18 protein-coding genes and 1 pseudogene are annotated in these 19,684 nt (G+C 64.4%); 11 read left to right on the top strand and 8 right to left on the bottom strand.

Annotation, left to right across the window (positions count from 1 at the left end; translation table 11 throughout):
• Positions 1 to 95: 95 nt before the first annotated feature.
• The 5 genes from cbbX (at position 96) to AC1RR3_RS07430 (ending at position 5,354) form a co-directional block, all read left to right on the top strand.
• The gene (gene cbbX, locus AC1RR3_RS07450) at positions 96 to 1,028 is read left to right on the top strand and encodes a CbbX protein (RefSeq protein WP_492820900.1); all 933 of its coding nucleotides are present in this window, start codon (positions 96 to 98) and stop codon (positions 1,026 to 1,028) included.
• A complete protein-coding gene (rpe, locus tag AC1RR3_RS07445; RefSeq protein ID WP_492820898.1) occupies positions 1,025 to 1,762 on the top strand; it encodes a ribulose-phosphate 3-epimerase in 738 nt (245 codons plus the stop codon). The genes cbbX and rpe overlap by 4 nt, the downstream gene beginning before the upstream one ends.
• Positions 1,763 to 1,941: 179 nt before the next feature.
• Complete coding sequence (locus AC1RR3_RS07440) at positions 1,942 to 3,093, top strand: FIST signal transduction protein (protein WP_492820896.1); 1,152 nt, start codon at positions 1,942 to 1,944, stop codon at positions 3,091 to 3,093.
• Positions 3,090 to 4,967 carry a putative bifunctional diguanylate cyclase/phosphodiesterase gene (locus AC1RR3_RS07435; protein WP_492820894.1) on the top strand — a complete coding sequence of 626 codons (1,878 nt, stop codon included), beginning with the start codon at positions 3,090 to 3,092 and terminating at the stop codon, positions 4,965 to 4,967. Before AC1RR3_RS07440 ends, AC1RR3_RS07435 begins: the two co-directional genes overlap by 4 nt.
• A gap of 171 nt (positions 4,968 to 5,138) precedes the next feature.
• On the top strand, positions 5,139 to 5,354 hold the full coding sequence (locus tag AC1RR3_RS07430; RefSeq protein WP_492820892.1) for a hypothetical protein: 216 nt from the start codon (positions 5,139 to 5,141) through the stop codon (positions 5,352 to 5,354).
• 19 nt (positions 5,355 to 5,373) lie between these two features.
• Here the strand turns inward: AC1RR3_RS07430 and AC1RR3_RS07425 are convergent, their stop codons facing one another.
• On the bottom strand, positions 5,374 to 6,210 hold the full coding sequence (locus AC1RR3_RS07425; RefSeq protein ID WP_492820890.1) for a universal stress protein: 837 nt from the start codon (positions 6,208 to 6,210) through the stop codon (positions 5,374 to 5,376).
• Between the two features lie 204 nt (positions 6,211 to 6,414).
• Between AC1RR3_RS07425 and AC1RR3_RS07420 the strand changes: the two genes are divergently transcribed.
• Positions 6,415 to 7,947, top strand: a complete 1,533-nt coding sequence (locus AC1RR3_RS07420) for a Do family serine endopeptidase (protein WP_492820888.1) — start codon at positions 6,415 to 6,417, stop codon at positions 7,945 to 7,947.
• Positions 7,948 to 8,219: 272 nt separating this feature from the next.
• Positions 8,220 to 8,582, top strand: a complete 363-nt coding sequence (locus tag AC1RR3_RS07415) for a hypothetical protein (protein WP_492820886.1) — start codon at positions 8,220 to 8,222, stop codon at positions 8,580 to 8,582.
• A gap of 12 nt (positions 8,583 to 8,594) precedes the next feature.
• Here AC1RR3_RS07415 and AC1RR3_RS07410 read toward each other — a convergent pair.
• Together AC1RR3_RS07410 and AC1RR3_RS07405 are read right to left on the bottom strand one after the other, a co-directional pair.
• Positions 8,595 to 8,883, bottom strand: a pseudogene (locus AC1RR3_RS07410) (DUF6496 domain-containing protein).
• 73 nt (positions 8,884 to 8,956) lie between these two features.
• Positions 8,957 to 9,151, bottom strand: coding sequence for a DUF3072 domain-containing protein (locus AC1RR3_RS07405; protein WP_492820884.1), 195 nt, complete (start codon positions 9,149 to 9,151; stop codon positions 8,957 to 8,959).
• A gap of 115 nt (positions 9,152 to 9,266) precedes the next feature.
• Here AC1RR3_RS07405 and AC1RR3_RS07400 point away from each other — a divergent pair, with 115 nt between their 5' ends.
• Both AC1RR3_RS07400 and AC1RR3_RS07395 read left to right on the top strand, forming a co-directional pair.
• On the top strand, positions 9,267 to 9,488 hold the full coding sequence (locus AC1RR3_RS07400) for a hypothetical protein (RefSeq protein ID WP_492820882.1): 222 nt from the start codon (positions 9,267 to 9,269) through the stop codon (positions 9,486 to 9,488).
• Positions 9,489 to 9,506: 18 nt separating this feature from the next.
• The gene (locus AC1RR3_RS07395) at positions 9,507 to 9,692 is read left to right on the top strand and encodes a hypothetical protein (protein WP_492820880.1); all 186 of its coding nucleotides are present in this window, start codon (positions 9,507 to 9,509) and stop codon (positions 9,690 to 9,692) included.
• Positions 9,693 to 9,815: 123 nt separating this feature from the next.
• On the opposite strand, the gene AC1RR3_RS07390 is transcribed toward AC1RR3_RS07395, so the two are convergent.
• Positions 9,816 to 10,049, bottom strand: coding sequence for a hypothetical protein (locus AC1RR3_RS07390; protein WP_492820878.1), 234 nt, complete (start codon positions 10,047 to 10,049; stop codon positions 9,816 to 9,818).
• A gap of 96 nt (positions 10,050 to 10,145) precedes the next feature.
• Positions 10,146 to 10,415, bottom strand: a complete 270-nt coding sequence (locus AC1RR3_RS07385; RefSeq protein ID WP_492820876.1) for a hypothetical protein — start codon at positions 10,413 to 10,415, stop codon at positions 10,146 to 10,148.
• A gap of 58 nt (positions 10,416 to 10,473) precedes the next feature.
• On the opposite strand from AC1RR3_RS07385, the gene AC1RR3_RS07380 reads away from it, so the two are divergent.
• Positions 10,474 to 10,779, top strand: a complete 306-nt coding sequence (locus tag AC1RR3_RS07380; RefSeq protein ID WP_492820874.1) for a hypothetical protein — start codon at positions 10,474 to 10,476, stop codon at positions 10,777 to 10,779.
• On the opposite strand, the gene AC1RR3_RS07375 is transcribed toward AC1RR3_RS07380, so the two are convergent.
• The 3 genes from AC1RR3_RS07375 to AC1RR3_RS07365 all read right to left on the bottom strand — a co-directional run bounded on the left by AC1RR3_RS07375 (position 10,776) and on the right by AC1RR3_RS07365 (position 19,377).
• On the bottom strand, positions 10,776 to 12,269 hold the full coding sequence (locus AC1RR3_RS07375; RefSeq protein WP_492820872.1) for an HWE histidine kinase domain-containing protein: 1,494 nt from the start codon (positions 12,267 to 12,269) through the stop codon (positions 10,776 to 10,778). The genes AC1RR3_RS07380 and AC1RR3_RS07375 overlap by 4 nt on opposite strands.
• 13 nt (positions 12,270 to 12,282) lie before the next feature.
• Positions 12,283 to 18,582, bottom strand: coding sequence for a HAMP domain-containing protein (locus AC1RR3_RS07370; protein WP_492820870.1), 6,300 nt, complete (start codon positions 18,580 to 18,582; stop codon positions 12,283 to 12,285).
• A gap of 285 nt (positions 18,583 to 18,867) precedes the next feature.
• On the bottom strand, positions 18,868 to 19,377 hold the full coding sequence (locus AC1RR3_RS07365) for a DUF4142 domain-containing protein (RefSeq protein ID WP_492820868.1): 510 nt from the start codon (positions 19,375 to 19,377) through the stop codon (positions 18,868 to 18,870).
• A gap of 94 nt (positions 19,378 to 19,471) precedes the next feature.
• Here AC1RR3_RS07365 and AC1RR3_RS07360 point away from each other — a divergent pair, with 94 nt between their 5' ends.
• The gene (locus AC1RR3_RS07360) at positions 19,472 to 19,666 is read left to right on the top strand and encodes a hypothetical protein (RefSeq protein ID WP_492820866.1); all 195 of its coding nucleotides are present in this window, start codon (positions 19,472 to 19,474) and stop codon (positions 19,664 to 19,666) included.
• Positions 19,667 to 19,684: the final 18 nt, after the last annotated feature.

Here is a 19,684-nt window from a genome sequence, read left to right as displayed (position 1 = left end):
TCTCCTCCGCGCGGAGCACTCCCTGCTCCGTTTCCTTGGCGGACCACTGCTTCGCCGCTCCCTCCGCGGCGAAGCTCTTTTCTTCGAGGGTAGCCATGCTCGATGTCCCCCACGCCGCAACGACCGAACATAGCGAGGCCCATTTCGATCTCCGCAAGGAGGCCGAGGCAGCCGGGATCACCAATACGTTGCAACAGCTCGAGCAGGAGCTGACCGGGCTCAAGCCGGTGAAGAGCCGCGTGCGTCAGATTGCGTCGCTGCTGCTGATCGAGCGCATCCGGCAGCGTGCGGGACTCGCATCGTCGCCGCCGACGCTGCACATGTCGTTCACCGGAAATCCCGGCACCGGCAAGACCACCGTGGCGCTGCGCATGGCAAAAATCCTGCACGGCCTCGGCTTCGTGCGGCGCGGGCAGGTGATCTCGGTGACGCGCGACGATCTCGTCGGCCAATATATCGGCCACACCGCGCCGAAGACCAAAGAGATACTGAAGAAGGCGATGGGCGGCGTTCTCTTCATCGACGAGGCCTATTATCTGCATCGTCCAGATAACGAGCGCGACTACGGCCAGGAGGCGATCGAGATCCTGCTCCAGGTGATGGAGAACCAGCGCGAAGACCTCGTCGTGATCCTCGCCGGCTATGGCGAGCGGATGACGAGCTTCTTTGCCTCCAATCCCGGCTTCCGCTCGCGCATCGCCCACCACATCGATTTTCCCGACTATGCGGAATCTGAGCTGCTCGTCATCGCCGAGCTGATGCTGAAGGAGCGGGGTTACCGCTTCTCGGTAGCCGCGCGCCAAGCCTTCGAGAGGTACATTGAGTTGCGCCGGACCCAGCCGTTCTTCTCCAACGCCCGCTCGATCCGCAACGCGGTGGATCGCATCCGCTTGCGGCAGGCCGATCGCCTGGTGTCCGACCTCGACCGCATGCTCGATGTCGCCGACCTCGAAACCATCGATCCGGCGGATATTCTCGCAAGCCGCGTCTTCAGCGGCGGAGCCGATGTGCGGAGCACCAAGCCATGACCAGAGAGATCATCATCGCTCCATCAATTCTTGCCGCCGACTTCGCGCGCCTCGGCGAGGAGATCGCGGCCATCGACACTGCCGGCGCCGACTGGATCCATTGCGACGTCATGGACGGACATTTCGTCCCGAACATCAGCTTCGGCGCCGATATCATCAGGGCAATCCGGCCGGCGACGAAGAAAGTCTTCGACGTGCATCTCATGATCGCACCGGCCGATCCTTACCTTGAGGCGTTCGCGAAAGCCGGCGCCGACGTCATCACGGTGCATGTCGAAGCTGGCGCGCATCTCGACCGCTCGCTCCAGGCGATCCGCGCGCTCGGCAAGAAGGCCGGTGTCAGCCTGTGCCCGGCGACGCCGGAGAGCGCGATTGAATATGTGCTCGACCGTCTCGATCTCGTGCTGGTGATGACGGTCAATCCGGGCTTCGGCGGCCAGTCCTTCCTCGAATCGCAGCTCGAAAAGATCGGGCGCATTCGCCGCATGATCGGCGACCGGTCGATCCGGCTCGAGGTCGATGGCGGCGTTACGCGCGACAATGCTGCTGCCGTCGCGGCCGCTGGTGCCGATACGCTCGTGGCCGGTTCCGCGGTGTTTCGCGGCAAGAGCAGCGTCGACTATGCGGGCAACATCGCGGCCATCCGCATTGCTGCCGAGGCCGCGCGGGTTCCAAAAATGCAGGATAATTCCACGCAGCTGCTGCGCGCCGGCGAGACTGCGCGCCTCCGGTAGATTACGGAGGTACGTGCACACGCGCGGCATTTCTCCGGGGGGCTACGGGGAATTGATCGCGAATTCGTCACCGCTTTCATGCCGGAGTAACCAATGGTCGCAAAGCAGGCTCCTGATTAACGGCGAGGCAATGCGCCGCGCCACAATCTGTGGTTCAAGAACCGCAGAGAGCGCGTGGGATGCACATTCAATATCTCCACTGGAATGCTGCCCATGGCTGGCGCGGAGCGAACGCTCTGCGCGAGCCCGCCCAGCTCGTGCTCTATTTCGGCGGCCGCGAGAAACTGGCGAGCGGCGAGCGTTACCATGAGCTGCGTCGGCTCTATCCCGAAAGCCATATCGTCGGCGGCAGCACCAGCGGCCAGATTCACGGCGATGACATCAGTGACGACGAGGTCGTTGCCGTCGCGTTGCGTTTCGAGCGTACGAAGGTTCGGCTGGCAAGCCAGGCCATCGCATCGCGTGATGCGTCCCGGAGCTGCGGCGTCGATCTTGCGCGCCGGATCGCGGCGCCGGATCTCGCGGGCATTTTCATTCTATCGGACGGGCTGAGCGTGAACGGCAGCGAGCTCGTGGCGGGGATCACGGAGGTCCTCGGGCCGGATGTGCCGGTGACGGGCGGTCTTGCCGGTGACGACGACCGCTTCGAACAGACCCTGGTTGGTGGCGACGCTGAACCGTCCGCGAACCGCGTGGTTCTGATCGGCCTCTACGGCTCCGCCGTCCGTATTGCCCATGGGTGTGCCGGCGGGTGGGATGTCTTCGGCCCACGGCGCAAGGTGACGAAGTCGGAGGGCTCCATGGTCATGGAGCTCGACGGCGAGCCGCCGCTGAACCTCTACACACGCTATCTCGGCGAAGAGGAGGCCGCGGCGATGCCGGGTTCTGGCCTCGCATTTCCCTTGCGCATTCACGACGAGGCCGAACCGGATCGTCAGATCGTGCGCTCCGTCTTTGCGGTGGATCGCAACACCCGCACGCTGACCTTTGCGGCGGACATTCCGGAAGGATGCACCGCACAGCTGATGCGCGCCAATTTCGACAGTCTTGCCGCAGGCGCCGGCGAAGCAGGCCGGCAGGCGCGCAGTGCGCTCGCCGATGGGATCGAGGGCGACAAGCTCGCGATCCTGGTGAGCTGCACCGGTCGCCGCAGGGTGATGGGCCAGCGCACGCAGGATGAGCTCGATGCGGTTGCCGCCGAGCTCGGCGACGACGTTGTCCGTATCGGCTTCTACTCCTATGGCGAGATCGCTCCCCCCGCGGCGACTGGCCGCTGCGAGCTGCACAACCAGACCATGACCGTGACCATGATCGCGGAGGTGGCCGCGTGACCATGCATCGCCTGCTGGCAAGACAGATTCGCCAGGCGACCGACGAAACCGGGCAGGTCGATGTGACCAGGCTCGGCGAGCTGGTCAGCGCGGCCTATGAGGAGAGCGATTGCGATCGCCGCCGTACCGACCGCGCGATCAAGCTGATGATCGAGGAGCTCGAGCAGACCCACAAGCGCGCCGAGCAGGACCTGGTGCGGGCGCGCGAGTTCCTCGACAGCATCATCGAGAACATTCCGATCGCCGTATTTGCCAAGGACGCGAAGGATTCCCGCTACGTCCTGCTCAACCGCGCCGGCGAAGAGTATTACGGCATGCCGCGCGAAGAGATGCTGGGCAAGACGCCGGAGGAGATCTTTCCTCGGGAAGTCGCCCGCGCCGTCAGCGAGCAGGATCGCCGCGTCGTCGACAGCGGCACGCCGATGTTCCTGGAGGGACACCTGCTTGAGGTCGGGGTCAACGGCCACGATCGCCTGGTCAACTCGCGCAAGCTGCTGGTGCGCGACGGCAACGGCGCGCCGCAATATCTCGTCGGCGTCATCGAGGACGTGACGGAGCGGATCACCAACGCGGCGCGGATCAGCCATCTTGCACATCACGACGCCCTGACTGACCTGCCGAACCGCAGCGCCTTCAATGCGGCGCTGGACGAGCGGCTGGAGCGGGCGCAGGAGGCATCGACGAGTTTCGCGGTGCTCAGTCTCGATCTCGACCGCTTCAAGGAAGTCAATGACGTCTTCGGCCATCCCGTTGGCGACATGCTGATGCGGGCGGCCGCGGATCGTCTCGCTGCCGAAGCCGACGGCGCCTTCGTCGCCCGCGTCGGCGGTGACGAGTTCATGATCCTGATGCCGGACGACATCAGGCGCGAGGATGTGCTCGCGCTCGCCGAGCGCCTGGTCGAGGTGATCGGCAAGGAGCTTGAGGTCGACGACTACCTCTCCCAGGTGGGCGTCAGCGTCGGCATCGCCGTCTATCCCGATGACGGCGTGGATGCCGCGACGTTGCTCGCCAATGCCGATTCCGCACTCTATCGCGCCAAGCGCGAGGGCAGGGGCCGGGTCTGCTTCTTCGAATCCGAGATGGATCGGGAACTGCGCGACCGCAGGCTGTTGCAGCATGACCTGCGTCAGGCGCTGGAGCAGAACCAGTTCCTCGTCTACTTCCAGCCACAGGCGCGGATGGACGGTGAGATCATCGGCTTCGAGGCGCTGCTGCGCTGGAATCACCCGACGCGTGGTTTCGTGCCGCCGGACCAGTTCATTCCGCTTGCGGAGGAGAACGGGTTGATCATCCAGATCGGCGAATGGGTGCTGCGCGAGGCATGCCGCGAGGCCGCATCCTGGCCGCGGCCGTTGCAGGTCGCGGTCAATCTGTCGCCCGTCCAGTTCCAGGCCGGCGACCTCGAGCGTTCGATCCACCAGATCCTGCTGGAGACCGGGCTTTCGCCGACGCGGCTCGAGGTTGAGATCACCGAGGGCGTGCTGATCGGCGATTTCGCCCGTGCGCTCAATTTGCTGCGGCGGCTCAAGGCGCTCGGTATCCGCATCGCGATGGACGATTTCGGCACCGGCTATTCCTCGCTGTCCTATCTCCAGTCGTTTCCGTTCGACAAGATCAAGATCGATCGCAGCTTCATCTCCGATCTCGAAGCGTCGCCGCAATCGGCCGAGATCGTCCGTGCGGTGCTGAGCCTCGCGCACGCCCTCAACATCCCGGTCGTCGCCGAAGGGGTGGAGACCGAGGCGCAGCGTGCCTTCCTGGAACGCGAAGCCTGCGAGGAGATGCAGGGCTATCTCGTCGGCCGGCCCGATCTGATCGAGCGGTATCTCGACCTGGTCGGCGTAACCGTGGAGCGCCGCCTCTACGCCTGACGCGTCAGGCCTGGAGTTCCAAGCCGACGTTTGGAACTACATTTCTTGCAGCCCGTTCCCGATAATTAATCCAGGTCGGGCCCGTTGTGCAGGCAGCAAATGTTTTGCATAACCGCCATCGGCCTGACGCAAATCAGGGCAATAAGCTCTGTGAATGCGAGGGAGGGTCTCATGGAGAACGTACGTCGCTACCGGGCGCTGGCGTCCCTCTGTCGTCAGCAGGCGGCCTACCGGCCGCTCCAGAACTGGGAACTCCTCGGCCAGGCCGAGCATTTCGAACATCTCGCCGAAATCGCGCTGAAGGCGCATTTCGACGCGTGCAATGCGCAACGCGCCGAGGACGCTATTTCGGTCACCCCGTGGGAGGAGACCCCGGCAGCGGCATGAGAGCGGCAGGCCTGCTTCGCTAATGCGACATCAGTGTCGGCACCGTCATGGCCTTCAACATGGCGCGGGTGACGCCGCCGAGAAAGCGCTCCTGCAATCGCGAATGGCCGTAGCCGCCCATCACCAGCAAGTCGAGGTTCTCGTCCGCCGCCAGTGACAGGATGGTTGGCTGGATGTCGGAGCGCGCGGCGGACAGGCCGACGGTGCGGGTCGAAAGCCCGCGGCGGGCGAGATGTTTCGCCAGGTTGGCCGCCGAGACTTCGCCGGGCGCCGTGTCGGCTTCGTTGATCGTGATGATCACGATCTCCTCGGCGCGCGCCAGGAAGGGAGCTGCGTCGCGCATCGCGCGGGCGGCGAGCCGGCTGCCGTCCCAGCAGATGCCGATCCGCTTCGCCCTGAAGGCGCCGTGGAAGGTGTAGGGCAGGAACAGCACCGGGCCGCCCGCCTGGAACAGGATCTCGCCGGGCACGTCGTTGTCGAATGAATCCAGCGCCGGATCGGGCTGGAGCACGATGCTGAGGTCGTGCAGCCGCGCCATCTCGCCAAGCGCGCCGGCGGCGTCCACCGGGATCGCGCCGAGGGGATGGCAGTCGTAGGAGATGCCGGCGCTTGCCGCCTCGCTCTTGAAGACCGCCAGCGCAGCCTCGGCCCGCTCCGCTGCGCGCTCGCGTTCAAGTTCGAACACGGCCGCCACGGCGGCTCCGCCCTCCATGATGTAGGCCGCGCTGGTTGCGGCGTAACCGACCGCGACCGCGTCGAGATGGGCGTTGAGATGCGCCGCGAGCGAGATCGAGCCGTCGATCACGGGACGCATCGGGCGCTCGGTCGGAATGTGGACGAGAATGTCTTTGTACATGGCGCGCCTCCGCTGGACATCATCCGGTGACCGCAGTTTTTCACTGCGCGCAAGGCCTGCGTTGAGCTGCATCAAATGTGCAGCGCCTATTTTGGGCCGTGCGACGGGCACCTTTGCCAAGATTTAATCGCGTGGACGGGACGCCGTAAGGTGACGAAGGCCATGTTGGATGCAAGGCGACTTACCCAACATGGACATTTCGACATGAACGATCGCGTCAATTCCGACACCACCACGTCCCGCAAGATCCTGCGGCCGCGCCGGCTCGCGCTGCTCAGCACTGTGGCCGCGCTTGGCGTGGCCGTGCTGGCTGCTTCTCCCGGCTCTTCGCCGCTCAATGTGACCTCCTTCATCGCGCCGGCCCACGCCGCGGAAAGTGCCGCCACGCCGCCGGGCTTCGGCGATCTCGTTGCCAAGGTCAAACCCGCCGTCATCTCGGTGCGGGTCAGGATCGACCAGGACAACGACAAGAGCGCCATGCTTCAGCAGAACCGGATGGACTCGGACGAGGATTCGCCGTTCGACCAGTTCTCGCGGCAGTTCGGCTTTCGCGGCCCGGGCATGAACGGCATGCCGCGCCAGCGTCACCAGGTCATCACCGGTGAGGGCTCCGGCTTCTTCATTTCGGCCGACGGCTATGCTGTGACCAACAACCACGTCGTCGACCACGCCGAGTCCGTGCAGGTGACTATGGATGACGGCACGACCTACACCGCAAAGGTCGTCGGCACCGATCCGAAGACCGACCTCGCGCTGATCAAGGTCGATGGCAAGAAGGACTTTCCGTTCGTGAAGTTCTCCGACCAGAAACCGCGGATCGGCGATTGGGTCGTTGCGGTCGGCAATCCCTTCGGCCTCGGCGGCACCGTGACCGCCGGCATCGTCTCGGCCAACGGCCGCGATATCGGCAACGGACCCTATGACGACTTCATCCAGATCGACGCGCCCATCAACAAGGGCAATTCCGGTGGCCCGGCCTTCGACATGAACGGCAACGTGATCGGCGTGAACACCGCGATCTTCTCGCCCTCCGGCGGCTCGGTCGGCATCGGTTTCGACATCCCGTCCACGACGGCGAAGCTCGTCGTCGCGCAGTTGAGGGACAGGGGTGCAGTGACCCGCGGCTGGCTCGGCGTTCAGGTGCAGCCGGTGACGGCCGAGATCGCGGACAGCCTCGGCCTGAAGGCGGCACGCGGCGCGATCGTCGACAATCCTCAGGAGGGCAGCCCGGCGGCGAAGGCCGGCATCGAGGCGGGCGACGTCATCACGGCCGTCAATGGCACCGCAATCAAGGACTCCCGCGATCTCGCCCGCACCATCGCCACGCTGGCGCCGGGCACGTCCGTGAAGCTCGACGTCGTCCACAAGGGCGACAGCAAGACGGTGACGCTCGCGCTCGGCGAGTTGCCGAACGAGCGGCAGGCGAGAGCCGACGAGGGCAAGGCGCAGCCGGGCAACGGCACGCCGCGCCTCGGGCTCAGCCTGGCGCCGGCTGCCGACGTGCAGGGCGCCGGCCAGAAGGGCGTCGTCGTGACTGAGGTCGACCCGCAGGGACCTGCCGCGCAGCGCGGCATCCAGACTGGCGACGTCATCCTCAATGTTGGCGGCAAGGCGGTCGCCAATGTCGGCGACGTCCGCTCCGAGCTGGCGCAGGCCAAATCGTCCGGCAAGAACAGCGTGCTGTTGCAGGTGAAAGGCGCGGAGGCGACCCGGTTCGTCGCGGTGCCGCTCGCATAGGTCGAACTCTTCCAGCGCAAATCCAAAAAGGCGGCCCCGGGGCCGCCTTTTCTCATTCGCATCCGAGATACCCACAGGCCGCCGATAACATTCTCGTTAACGGCAGCAATGATGACGGGTTCGTCCGAAAAAGCCGCGTTCGCCCGTCACACTTTTGGAATCGCGTGTTGGGCTTTGGCGTCAATGACGACGCTGGAGCAAGTTGCAGCAGTGGAACTTCGAACGTCCGGCCGTCTTGTGGAACCGGAGGTTCGCATTTGATCGGTGCCGACATGGATCGATTGAAGCTCTCGCTGAGATATGCGCTGCTGGCGGCGCCAATCGTGCTGACGACTGGAAGCGCCCTCGGGCGCGACGATGGCCGCTACGCCAACTCACCCCTAAAGCCCTGGTTCGACAGCCTGCGTAGCCATCTCGGTCCGTGTTGCTCGGACGCCGACGGATTTGCCGTTTCGGATCCCGATTGGGAATCACATGACGGGCACTACCGCGTGCGTCTCGAGGGGCAATGGGTTGATGTCCCCGATGAAGCCGTCATCACTGAGCCGAACCGGGCGGGGCGCACCATGGTCTGGCCGGTGAAGACCGCGTTCGGGATTGCGATCCGCTGCTTCATGCCGGGCAGCATGATCTGACGGCAGGCCGCGTCAGCGCTTGGATTTCCGCTTCGAGTTTTTTCTTTGTCTTTTTGGCTGTCTTCTTCTTGGAAGTCTTTTTCTTGGAAGTCTTTCGCTTCGAGGCCTTCTTCGGCGCCTTCTTGCCTTTCGCGCGCGCTTCCGACAGGGCGATCGCGATTGCCTGCTTTCGGTTCTTCACGCGCCCGCCACGACCGGCGGGGCCGCTTCTGGCGGTGCCCTTCTTGTAGCGTCGCATCTCGCGCGCGACATCGCTGCCGGCGCTGGGCGAGTAGCGGCGCTTTGTTGCCTTGCGTGCCATCACCTCTCTCCCTTGGCTAGGTGAGAGAACCGGATCGGTTGCGCAACGTTCCAAATGCGCCGGCTGTGCTCCGCTAGAAGGAGTCCGCCAGTTCGATCTCCGCCTCGAGCACCTGGATGCGGTGCGCGGCCTCGGTGAAGGACAGATCCCGATCGTATTGCGCGGGCTGATAGGCCTCCTCGCTCAGCCGCTTCAACTTCAGGCCTTGCGCTCTCGTCATCTGCTCCGCGAGGAGAACCCGGGCGTCGTATTTGCCTTGAACCTGCATCTCACCTCTCCTTTCTGAAATCGTGACTTGACTATATGTTCTTATTTTGTTCTAACAAGTCATGGACAACAGAATTAATGAAATTCGACGTAAAATCAGTGCCTTGAGGCTGGAGATGGCCAGTGTCGAGGCGTCCGTCCGCGACCTCGTCGACCGTGATCGCGACTGCACAGAAAAGGCCCTGGCGCAGATGGATCTGCGCCGGAAAATCAACCTGCTGATCGGCGAATGGAAGGCGGCTGGCGGCGGCGATGTCTTGCCGGATGTCCGTCATCGTGTCCGTTTTCGTCCGCTGAAGAAGGCCAGTGATCCCGTGCGCGCCATCGTGCGCCGCTGAGACTTTTGGGAGCGCGCAGTGGAGGAAGACCCGGACACGTACCGGATCCTGAGACTGCGCGCCGAGATTCTCGAACTGGGCTCAGCCATCAGGCAATTGCAGTGCGAGGGTCTCGATGACGCCGCAGCCCAGCTCCTGATTGGACGCAAGCGGGCGCAACTCGACCAGCTCGTGAAGGCGAACTCCGCGGGGGCGCGGCCTTAGCACCGTCGACGTCCGGCGCGGCCAGAAAGCGTCGCGGACGATGTGGCGCTGGAAGGATTGTATCTGACCACCAAAGCAAGAAGGCCCCGCGGTAACGGGGCCTTCGATGAACGGCTGTGCGCCCTATTTGGCGGTGCTCGTGCCCTTGGTCATGGTGCCGCCCTGGTCCGAGCCGGGGCCGGAGCCGCCTTGACCGGAAGCATCGGGGCTCTTCGATTTGGTATTGGCGCCCGTCGTCTGCGAGGAAGGTGTCGTGGATTCATGTTTCGCCTTGTGCGACTTGGCCTGCGCGGCGAACGGTGCGGCGGCGAGGCCGGTTGCCAACATCATGGCGAGAGCGAGCTTGGTCGTCTTCATGCGCGGGAACTCCCTGAGTTAAATTGACGCAGGCAGCCAACTGCTGGTCATCGCGGGAGTTCCCAACAAAGCATGCGCTTAGGCTTCACGCGCGCTTCAAAATTCCTTGTCCTCGGCAAGGATGAACACGATGCCGGTGAGTGTTGCGCCGATCGCGAAAGTCGTCACCAATGTGAGGACGAAGACGAGAACGGCTTGGTTTCCGCCGTGATTGAGCAGATTGGCGACCGACGGATTAGCCAGGCTGAGCGCGAGACCGAATCCGAGCCCGAGAGCTGCCCCCATCATCGTATGCGTCACGAGCTTGATGATTCCGGTGGGAGAGATCAGGCTCGGCGACTTCTTGGGCGACTTTTTCGCGCGCATGGAACCGGCCCTCGACTCCGCATTCAAACGCGCGCGCTGATCATGGGGTTCCATCCCCATGAAGGAATTGTCATCCGCGGCTTCATCCAGCGTTCATGCCTGGCTTGCGAGGATAAACGGCATCAACACGGGAACATTCGATATGGGTAAGGTTGTCTTTCTCTATCGCTCGCTGGCCTATCGAAACGCAGCGGCCGATATGCTGCGCAAGGCGCGCAAGCTGCCGCGCGGTGCGGAACGAAGTGCGGCACGTCGCTATGCGAAGGCGTTGGGTGATCTCGCCCGAACGGAAGCCTGGCTCGAAGGACGCATCGCGCGCGAACCGCGATCGGCGCAGCCGATCAAGACGGCGGCGTCCGGCTAACCGGATGCGCGCTGCAACTCGGCGGCGCTGGCGGCGTCGAATTTACCCGGTGCGGCCGTCGTCGCCGCGGTCTTGCGGATGAGCGGCACCTCCAGACGGCACAACAGGCCCTCGGCGCGCCAATCGAATTGCGCCTGTCCGCCAAGCTGGGACTCGACGCTCGCAAGCAGGCTCCGCGTGCCGAAGCCGCGAGACTTCGGCGTCCTCACCAGCGGACCGCCAGATTCCTCCCAGCTCAGCGAGAGGTGGTCCTCCGCGACCTGCCAGCCGATCATCAGCCGGCCAGACCGCGTCGAGAGAGCGCCGTATTTGGCCGAGTTGGTGAAAAGCTCGTGCAGCGCGAGCGCCAACGTCTGGGCGGTGGCCGGCAGCAACTGAACCTCAGGGCCTGCGAGCTTGATCTGGCCGCCGAGCGAGTAGGGCGCGAGCTCCTCGTCGATCAGCTTCGAGAGTTCGGCGCCCTGCCAGCTCGACAGCGACAGGATTGTGTGCACGCGCGCCAGAGCGTTGATGCGCCCTTCGACGGCATTGACATAGGCCTTGACCTCGTCGGCGCGGGTGAGGCGCACGATCGACTGCGCCAGCGCCAGCGCGTTCTTGGCGCGATGATCGACTTCCCGCGCCAGCAGATTCTGGCGTTCCTCGGCCCGCTTGCGTTCGGTGATGTCCACGGTGACGCCGCTGACACGCACCACACGGCCGCTACTGTCGGCCGTAGCGGCGGCCGTGCCGACACACCAGCGCACATCGCCGTCGGGCCGCACAATGCGGAACTCCGTCTCATAGGCGCGCGTGCCCTTGTTGAATTCGGCGATGGCCTTGCGCAGCTGATCGACGTCGTCGGGATGCAGCAATGCCTGGACGTTGGCCGGGTTGACCTCAAAGCTCTCCGGGCTCACGCCAAAAATGCGATACTGCCCCTCGTCCCACATCCAGTCGCCGGTGATCCAGTCCCAGTCCCAGGAGCCCATCTTGCCGGCGGCAATCGCCATGGTGCGCCGCTCTTCGCTCTCCCGCAGCTTTGCGGTGGAATTCTCCAGCTCGGCGGTGCGCGCACGCACGCGGTCTTCGAGATCCTGGTTCAGCCGCTCGAGCTCGCGGGTCTTGCGGTAGAGCTCGGCAAACACCTTGACCTTGGCGCGCAGCACCTCGGGCACGACCGGCACCGGGACGTAGTCAACCGCGCCCATCTCATAGCCGCGCAACCGGTCGATGTCGCTGACCTGGATGGCCGAGATGAAGATCATCGCCGTCTTCTGGAAACGCGGGTGCTCGCGGATCATCGCAGCGAGCTCGAAGCCGTCGAGCTCGGGCATGCAGACGTCGACCAGGATCACCGCGATCTCGGTCTTGAGCAGCACCTCCAGCGCCTCACGGCCCGACGAGGCGATCACGAGGTTCTCGCCGAGTTCCTTCAGGATCACCTCATAGGCGAGCAGCTTGGCGGGCTGGTCGTCGACGAGGAGGATGTTGACCTTTTCGTGGTCCATTAGCGGATCCAGCTCATCGGTGCAGCCACATGCGGATCGCAAGCAGCAATTGATCGGTGTTGACGGGCTTGGCGAGGTAGTCGGACGCGCCGGCCTCCAGGCATTTCTCGCGGTCGCCCTTCATCGCCTTGGCAGTCAGCGCGATGATAGGCAGGCGCGCGAAAGCCGGGTTCTCGCGGATCACGCCGATGGTCTGATAGCCATCCATCTGAGGCATCATGATGTCCATCAGCACGATGGCGATCTCCGGGTTGGATTCGACCAGCGTCACCGCTTCGCGGCCGGTGGTCGCGGTCAGCACCTTCATGCCGCGCCGTTCCAGCACGCTCGATAGCGCAAAGATGTTGCGGGCGTCGTCGTCGACGAGCAGTGCAGTCTTGCCGATCAGGTCCTCGTCGGAACTGTTCAGCTTCTCCAGCATGCGCTGCTTCTCGACCGGCAGTTCCGTGATCACGCGGTGCAGGAACAACGCGGTCTCGTCGAGCAGGCGTTCCGGCGACTCCACGCCCTTGACCACAATGCTGCGCGCCATGGTGTGGAGTTCCGCATCCTCCTCCGCCGAAAGCTCGCGGCCGGTGAAGACCACGACCGGAATGTTGGACAGCGCCTCGTCGTGGCGGATCTGATCCAGCACTTCGAAGCCGCTCATGTCGGGCAGCCGCAGATCGAGCACCACGCAATCGCAGGGCGCCTCGCGCAGCGTCGAGAGCGCGCCGGCGCCGGTGTCGGTCGTGACGATCTCGATGTCGTCGTGATGCAGCAGTTCGCGGATCGAGAGCTGCTCGGCCGCGTTGTCCTCGACGATCAGGAGCCGCTTGCGCCGCGGCCGGGCATATTCCTTGATCTGCGTCAGTGCGGCCGAAACGCCTTCAGTCGTGGTCGGCTTGTTGACGAAGGAGAACGCGCCGCGGGCCAGCGCATGCTGGCGGTCCTCGTCCAGCGTGATGATCTGCACGGGGATATGGCGGGTCAGCGGATTGTGCTTGAGCTGGCTCAGCACCGTCCAGCCGAGCATATCGGGCAGGAACACGTCGAGCGAGACCGCTCTCGGCTGGTACTGCTTGGCAAGCTCCAGCGCCTCGGCACCGCGGGCCGCCACCAGCACCTTGAAGCCCTTGTCGCGCGCGAGGTCGACCAGCACACGTGCGTAATGCGGGTCGTCCTCGACGATCAGCAGGATGGTGTCGCCAGGCTCGAGGTTGAGGCGGTCGTCGGCGATCGGCTCGATGACGCGCTGCTCGGGCGCCGTCGCAGCCGACTGCAACGCCGGTGGCTGATTGTACGCTTGCGGCGCAGGCGCACTGCGCGGCGCCAGCGTCGGCCCTGAATATTTCAGCGGCAGATAAAGCGTGAAGGACGAGCCCTTGCCGGTCGCGCTGCGCAGATGGATTTCGCCGCCGAGCAGGCTGGCGAGCTCGCGGCTGATGGCAAGGCCAAGGCCGGTGCCGCCATATTTGCGGCTGGTGCCGGCGTCGGCCTGCTGGAACGCCTCGAAGATCAGCTTCTGCTTCTCAAGGGGGATACCGATGCCGGTATCGGACACTTCGAACGCGATCACGGCCGGCGCGGAGTTCAGCACCGGGTGATCCGTTCCCCAGCCGCCGAGCGCGCCGCCGACCTTCAGGCGCACTTCGCCTTCGGCGGTGAACTTGAAGGCGTTGGAGAGCAGGTTCTTCAGGACCTGCTGCAGGCGCTTGGAGTCGGTGACGATGCTGCGCGCAAGGTTGGGATCGACGTCGATCTTGAACGACAGATTGCGGTTCTCCGCCTCGTGCCGGAACGGCCGCCCGACGGTTTCGAGCAGGTTCGCAGTGAGGATTTCCTCGGCGTCGACCGTCACCGTGCCGGACTCGATCTTGGAGAGATCGAGAATGTCGCTGATGAGGTTCAAGAGATCGGTGCCGGCGCCGTGGATGGTGCGGGCGAATTCGACCTGCTTACCCGTGAGGTTGCCGTCCGGATTGTCGGTGAGCTGCTGTCCCAGGATCAGGATCGAGTTCAGCGGCGTACGCAGCTCGTGGCTCATATTGGCGAGGAATTCGGACTTGTACTTCGATGTCAGCGCCAGCTCGGTCGCCTTTTCCTCGAGCGCGCGGCGGGCCTGTTCGATCTCCTGGTTCTTGCGTTCGACTTCGACGTTGCGCTCGGCAAGCTGCTGCGCCTTCTGTTCGAGCTGGTCGTTGGTCTGCTGCAACTCGCGCTGCTGGGTCTGAAGCTCGCCGGCGAGCTGCTGCGACTGCTTGAGCAGACCCTCGGTCTGCATCGTCGCCTCGATCGAGTTGAGCACGATGCCGATGGAGTCGGTGAGCTGTTCCAGGAAGGTCATCTGCGAGGTCGTGAAGGAGGTGAGCGAGGCAAGCTCGATCACCGCCTTGACCTGGCCTTCGAACAGGACCGGCAGCACCACGAGGTTCTTCGGCGCGACGCGGAGCAGCGCCGAATTGATCGGCACCACGTCGGAGGGAATGTCCGCGATCACGCGCGGGCGCCTGTCGAGTGCGCATTGGCCGATCAGGCCTTCGCCGATCGGCAGCACGCGCTGATAGGGATAGACGCCGTCGCCGGCATAGGAGGCCAGCAGCAGGAGTTGCGGATTGTCCTCGTTCTCGATCTGATAGATCACGCCGGTATGCGCGTTCACCAGCGGCGACAGCTCGGTCAGCAACAGGCGGCCGACGGTGGCCAGATCGCGCTGGCCCTGGAGCATGTTGGTGAATTTGGCGAGGTTGGTCTTCAGCCAGTCCTGCTCGGTGTTCACGTCCGTCGTCAGACGGAGGTTCGTGATCATCGTGTTGATGTTGTCTTTCAGCTCGGCCACTTCGCCGCGGGCGTCGACCTGGATCGACCGCGTCAGGTCGCCCTTGGTCACGGCGGTCGCCACTTCCGCGATCGCGCGCACCTGCGAGGTGAGGTTGGCCGCCAGCAGGTTGACGTTGCCCGTGAGGTCCTTCCAGGTGCCGGCCGCACCGGGCACGTCGGCCTGGCCGCCCAGTCGTCCTTCGACGCCGACCTCACGGGCCACCGATGTCACCTGATCGGCGAAGGTCGCGAGCGTCTCGGTCATGTTGTTGATGGTGTCGGCAAGCGCCGCGACCTCGCCCTTCGATTTCACGGTGAGATTTTGTTTCAAATCGCCGTTCGCAACTGCGGTCACCACCTTGACGATGCCGCGGACCTGTTCGGTCAGGTTCGCCGCCATGAAGTTGACGGTGTCGGTAAGGTCCTTCCAGGTGCCGGCCACACCGGGCACCTGGGCCTGGCCGCCGAGCTCACCTTCGGTGCCGACTTCGCGGGCGACGCGCGTGACTTCGCCGGCAAACGCATTGAGCTGGTCCACCATGGTGTTGATGGTGTTCTTCAGCTCGAGGATTTCGCCCTTTACGTCCACGGTGATCTTGCGCGACAAGTCGCCGCGCGCGACCGCCGTGGTCACTTCGGCGATGTTGCGGACCTGCGTGGTGAGGTTGGCCGCGAGCAGGTTGACGTTGTCGGTGAGGTCCTTCCAGGTGCCGCCGACGCCGGGCACGACGGCCTGACCGCCGAGCCGGCCTTCGGTGCCGACCTCGCGCGCCACGCGCGTCACTTCGGCGGCGAAGGAGCGCAACTGCTCGACCATCGTATTCAGGGTGTCCTTCAACAGAAGGATTTCGCCGCGCACGTCCACCGTAATTTTCTTCGACAAGTCGCCGCCGGCAATCGCGGTCGCGACCTCGGCGATGTTGCGGACCTGGGCTGTCAGGTTCGAGGCCATGAAGTTGACGTTGTCGGTGAGGTCCTTCCAGGTGCCGGCAACGCCGGGCACTTCGGCCTGGCCACCGAGCTTGCCTTCAGTGCCGACCTCACGTGCGACGCGCGTGACTTCGCCGGCAAAACCGTTGAGCTGGTCCACCATGGTGTTGATGGTGTTTTTCAGCTCGAGGATTTCGCCCTTCACGTCCACGGTAATTTTTCGCGACAAGTCGCCGCGCGCCACGGCGGTGGTGACTTCGGCGATGTTGCGGACCTGGGCGGTGAGGTTGCCCGCCATCGAGTTGACGCTGTCAGTGAGATCCTTCCAGGTGCCGGCGACGCCGGGCACGTTGGCCTGACCGCCGAGGCGGCCTTCGGTGCCGACCTCGCGCGCCACGCGCGTCACCTCGCCGGCGAAGCGGTTGAGCTGGTCGACCATGGTGTTCAGCGTGTCCTTCAGCTGAAGGATCTCGCCGCGCACGTCCACCGTGATCTTGCGCGACAGGTCGCCGCCGGCGATGGCGGTCGCCACCTCGGCGATGTTGCGGACCTGGGCGGTGAGGTTGCCCGCCATCGAGTTGACGTTGTCAGTGAGGTCCTTCCAGGTGCCGGCGACGCCCGTCACCTGCGCCTGACCACCGAGCTTGCCTTCGGTGCCGACCTCGCGCGCCACGCGGGTGACTTCGCCGGCGAAAGCGTTGAGCTGGTCGACCATGGTGTTCAGCGTTTCCTTCAACTGAAGGATTTCGCCCGACACGTTCACCGTGATCTTCTTCGACAAGTCGCCCTTGGCGACCGCGGTCGCGACCTCGGCGATGTTGCGGACCTGGCCGGTCAGGTTCGAGGCCATCGAGTTGACCGAGTCCGTCAAGTCCTTCCAGGTGCCGGCGACGCCGCGTACCTGGGCCTGGCCGCCGAGCTTGCCTTCGGTGCCGACCTCGCGCGCGACGCGGGTGACTTCGCCCGCGAAGGCATTGAGCTGGTCCACCATGGTGTTGATGGTGTCCTTCAGCTCCAAAATTTCGCCGCGCACGTCCACGGTGATCTTCTTCGACAGGTCGCCGCCGGCGACCGCGGTCGTCACCTCGGCGATGTTGCGGACCTGCGCGGTCAGGTTCGACGCCATCGAGTTGACGCTTTCCGTCAAATCCTTCCAGGTGCCGGCGACGCCGAGCACGTTGGCCTGGCCGCCGAGCCGCCCCTCGGTGCCGACCTCGCGCGCGACGCGCGTGACTTCGCCGGCAAAGGCGTTGAGCTGGTCCACCATGGTGTTGAGCGTTTCCTTCAGCTGAAGGATCTCGCCCGAGACGTTCACGGTGATCTTCTTCGACAGGTCGCCGCCGGCGATGGCGGTGGCGACGTCGGCGATGTTGCGGACCTGCGCGGTCAGGTTGGACGCCATGAAGTTGACGTTGTCGGTGAGGTCCTTCCAGGTGCCGGCCACGCCGGGCACCTGGGCCTGGCCGCCGAGCTTGCCTTCGGTGCCGACCTCACGCGCGACGCGCGTCACCTCGGAGGCGAAGGAGTTGAGCTGGTCCACCATGGTGTTGATGGTGTCCTTCAGCTCCAGGATCTCGCCGCGCACGTCGACGGTGATCTTGCGCGACAGGTCGCCGCGCGCCACGGCGGTGGTGACGTTGGCGATGTTGCGGACCTGGGCGGTCAGGTTGCCGCACATCGCGTTGACGGAGTCGGTGAGATCCTTCCAGGTGCCGGCGACGCCGGGCACGATCGCCTGGCCGCCGAGCTTGCCGTCGGTGCCGACCTCGCGCGCCACGCGCGTCACTTCGGAGGCGAAGGAGCGGAGCTGGTCCACCATCGTGTTGATGGCTTCCTTGAGCTGAAGAATCTCGCCGCGGACGTCGACGGTGATCTTCTTGGACAAGTCGCCGTTGGCGACCGCGATCGTCACCTCGGCGATGTTGCGAACCTGGTTGGTCAGGTTGTTCGCCATCGAGTTGACGCTCTCGGTCAGATCCTTCCAGACGCCGGTCACCTCGGGTACCTGGGCCTGACCGCCGAGCTTGCCTTCGGTGCCGACCTCGCGCGCGACGCGCGTCACCTCGGAGGTGAACACGCCGAGCTGCTTGATCATGGTGTTGACGATGTTCGCCGACTGCAAAAACTCACCGCGCAGCGGACGGCCGTCGACGTCGAGCTTGACGGTCTCCAGCAGGTCACCCTGCGCCACCGCCGCGACGGCGCGGGTCACCTCGCGCGTCGGCCACAGCAAATCGTCGATCAGCGTATTGACGGAGCCTTCCATGTCGGCCCAGGAGCCAGAGGCGAGGCCGAACTTCACGCGCTGGCGCGTCTTGCCCTCGCGTCCGACCACCTGTCCGACCAGCTCCAGCTGCTGGGCCATGCGCTGGTTGGCGGCGATGATTTCGTTAAAAGTGTCGGCAATCTTGCCGTCGATGCCGAGATAGTCGCCGCTCATGCGCACCGAAAAATCGCCGCTGCGCATCGCTTGCAGGGCGAGCAGCAATTCCGGCCGGGAATCCGGCTCCGACATTCCGTTGGTTTTTGGCTTTGGGACGCGACGACCGGAGCGTGATGCAGTTCCGGGATCGAGGTCGCTCATACTTATTCCCCCGCAGGCGCCGGCCGAATCTGTGGCCCGACGCAATGATCAAACTAGAGCGTCAGCCAAATTCGAAATCAAGCGCCAAGGTTGCGGCGCGAGGAAATGGAACCTGCTCTGCTCAGCCCGGCCAAACCAACGGCGATTCAAGCATTTGGTTCCACGTGGTTCCAAAGAATTTTTGGATCGATATGCCGCTTTTGCCGTCACATTGGGAGGCAAATCGGTGAGGCGGGGGCACGGCCCGCGGCGGGCGCCAAGAGGCAACAAGAGACAAACGGAGGGCTATTTGTCTGCCATGGTACGCTCCGCATCCTTCACCTGCGCACGCAGCACCGGCAGGTGGTCGCGGGCAAACGTGGCAAGCGCGGCATTGTCGGGCGCCTTCAGATAGCGTTCGAGCAGGGCGATGGCGGATTCATATTCGGGGATCTGCGCGGCATAGAACGTCCTGATATAAGCCGGACCATCCGAATTGTCGGGCTCGGCGAGGCTCGCGCTCGCCGTTGTCTTGTCGATACGCGGCTCGGCGCCGATCGCCTCCTGAATGTCCTTCAGGGCCTTGTCGCGTTTCGCCGCTTCCTCGGCACGCAAGGCGGCGAGATTCTTGACCTCCGCATTGCCGTTTAGATCGGTGCTCTCCAACAGGCCCTGCTGGAAGCGGCTGAACGCGTAGAGGTCGCTGATGACCTCGGTCGCCGTCGGCGCGCGGTCACCCGTGCCTCGTTCGCCGGCGCTGTCGGCCAGCGCTGCGGTGCTGATGAACATCACGATGATCGCGACAAGAACTCGCATCGATATCAATGACCGATGGCGTGCGAAGTTCCCTGAACGTTACGATCCGGTAAGGGCGGTTGCGAGGCAGGAGTTCCGTCCCCACGTGTCATGTATGAAACAGTCTGACATCTTCAGGGATAACGCCGACAACTGCCTGCAACTCGCCGAACGTGCGGAGGGGCAACCCGCCCATAAGCGCTATTTGCGCATGGCGGACGCCTGGACGGCCTTGGCGAATGAGCAGGATTGGCTCGATGGTGAGATCCCGCCCGTCAAGGTCCGCGTCCTCCAAACGCAGGATGCGTGACCCCTCCCGGTTTCGTGA

The sequence above is a fragment of the Bradyrhizobium sp. GW821-FHT13H05 genome, from assembly GCF_058804065.1.
This window is presented reverse-complemented; position numbering and strand designations above follow the sequence as displayed.

Coding starts and splice junctions, on each gene's coding strand:
- AC1RR3_RS07385 (WP_492820876.1), bottom strand. CDS start 10,415: ATGCGCGCGAAAAAGTCGCCCAAGAAGTCGCCGAGCCTGATCTCTCCC.
- AC1RR3_RS07430 (WP_492820892.1), top strand. CDS start 5,139: ATGGAGAACGTACGTCGCTACCGGGCGCTGGCGTCCCTCTGTCGTCAG.
- AC1RR3_RS07360 (WP_492820866.1), top strand. CDS start 19,472: ATGAAACAGTCTGACATCTTCAGGGATAACGCCGACAACTGCCTGCAA.
- AC1RR3_RS07400 (WP_492820882.1), top strand. CDS start 9,267: ATGGCCAGTGTCGAGGCGTCCGTCCGCGACCTCGTCGACCGTGATCGC.
- AC1RR3_RS07375 (WP_492820872.1), bottom strand. CDS start 12,269: ATGGACCACGAAAAGGTCAACATCCTCCTCGTCGACGACCAGCCCGCC.
- cbbX (WP_492820900.1), top strand. CDS start 96: ATGCTCGATGTCCCCCACGCCGCAACGACCGAACATAGCGAGGCCCAT.
- AC1RR3_RS07405 (WP_492820884.1), bottom strand. CDS start 9,151: ATGCAGGTTCAAGGCAAATACGACGCCCGGGTTCTCCTCGCGGAGCAG.
- rpe (WP_492820898.1), top strand. CDS start 1,025: ATGACCAGAGAGATCATCATCGCTCCATCAATTCTTGCCGCCGACTTC.
- AC1RR3_RS07370 (WP_492820870.1), bottom strand. CDS start 18,582: ATGAGCGACCTCGATCCCGGAACTGCATCACGCTCCGGTCGTCGCGTC.
- AC1RR3_RS07440 (WP_492820896.1), top strand. CDS start 1,942: ATGCACATTCAATATCTCCACTGGAATGCTGCCCATGGCTGGCGCGGA.
- AC1RR3_RS07380 (WP_492820874.1), top strand. CDS start 10,474: ATGAAGGAATTGTCATCCGCGGCTTCATCCAGCGTTCATGCCTGGCTT.
- AC1RR3_RS07365 (WP_492820868.1), bottom strand. CDS start 19,377: ATGCGAGTTCTTGTCGCGATCATCGTGATGTTCATCAGCACCGCAGCG.
- AC1RR3_RS07390 (WP_492820878.1), bottom strand. CDS start 10,049: ATGAAGACGACCAAGCTCGCTCTCGCCATGATGTTGGCAACCGGCCTC.
- AC1RR3_RS07425 (WP_492820890.1), bottom strand. CDS start 6,210: ATGTACAAAGACATTCTCGTCCACATTCCGACCGAGCGCCCGATGCGT.
- AC1RR3_RS07420 (WP_492820888.1), top strand. CDS start 6,415: ATGAACGATCGCGTCAATTCCGACACCACCACGTCCCGCAAGATCCTG.
- AC1RR3_RS07415 (WP_492820886.1), top strand. CDS start 8,220: ATGGATCGATTGAAGCTCTCGCTGAGATATGCGCTGCTGGCGGCGCCA.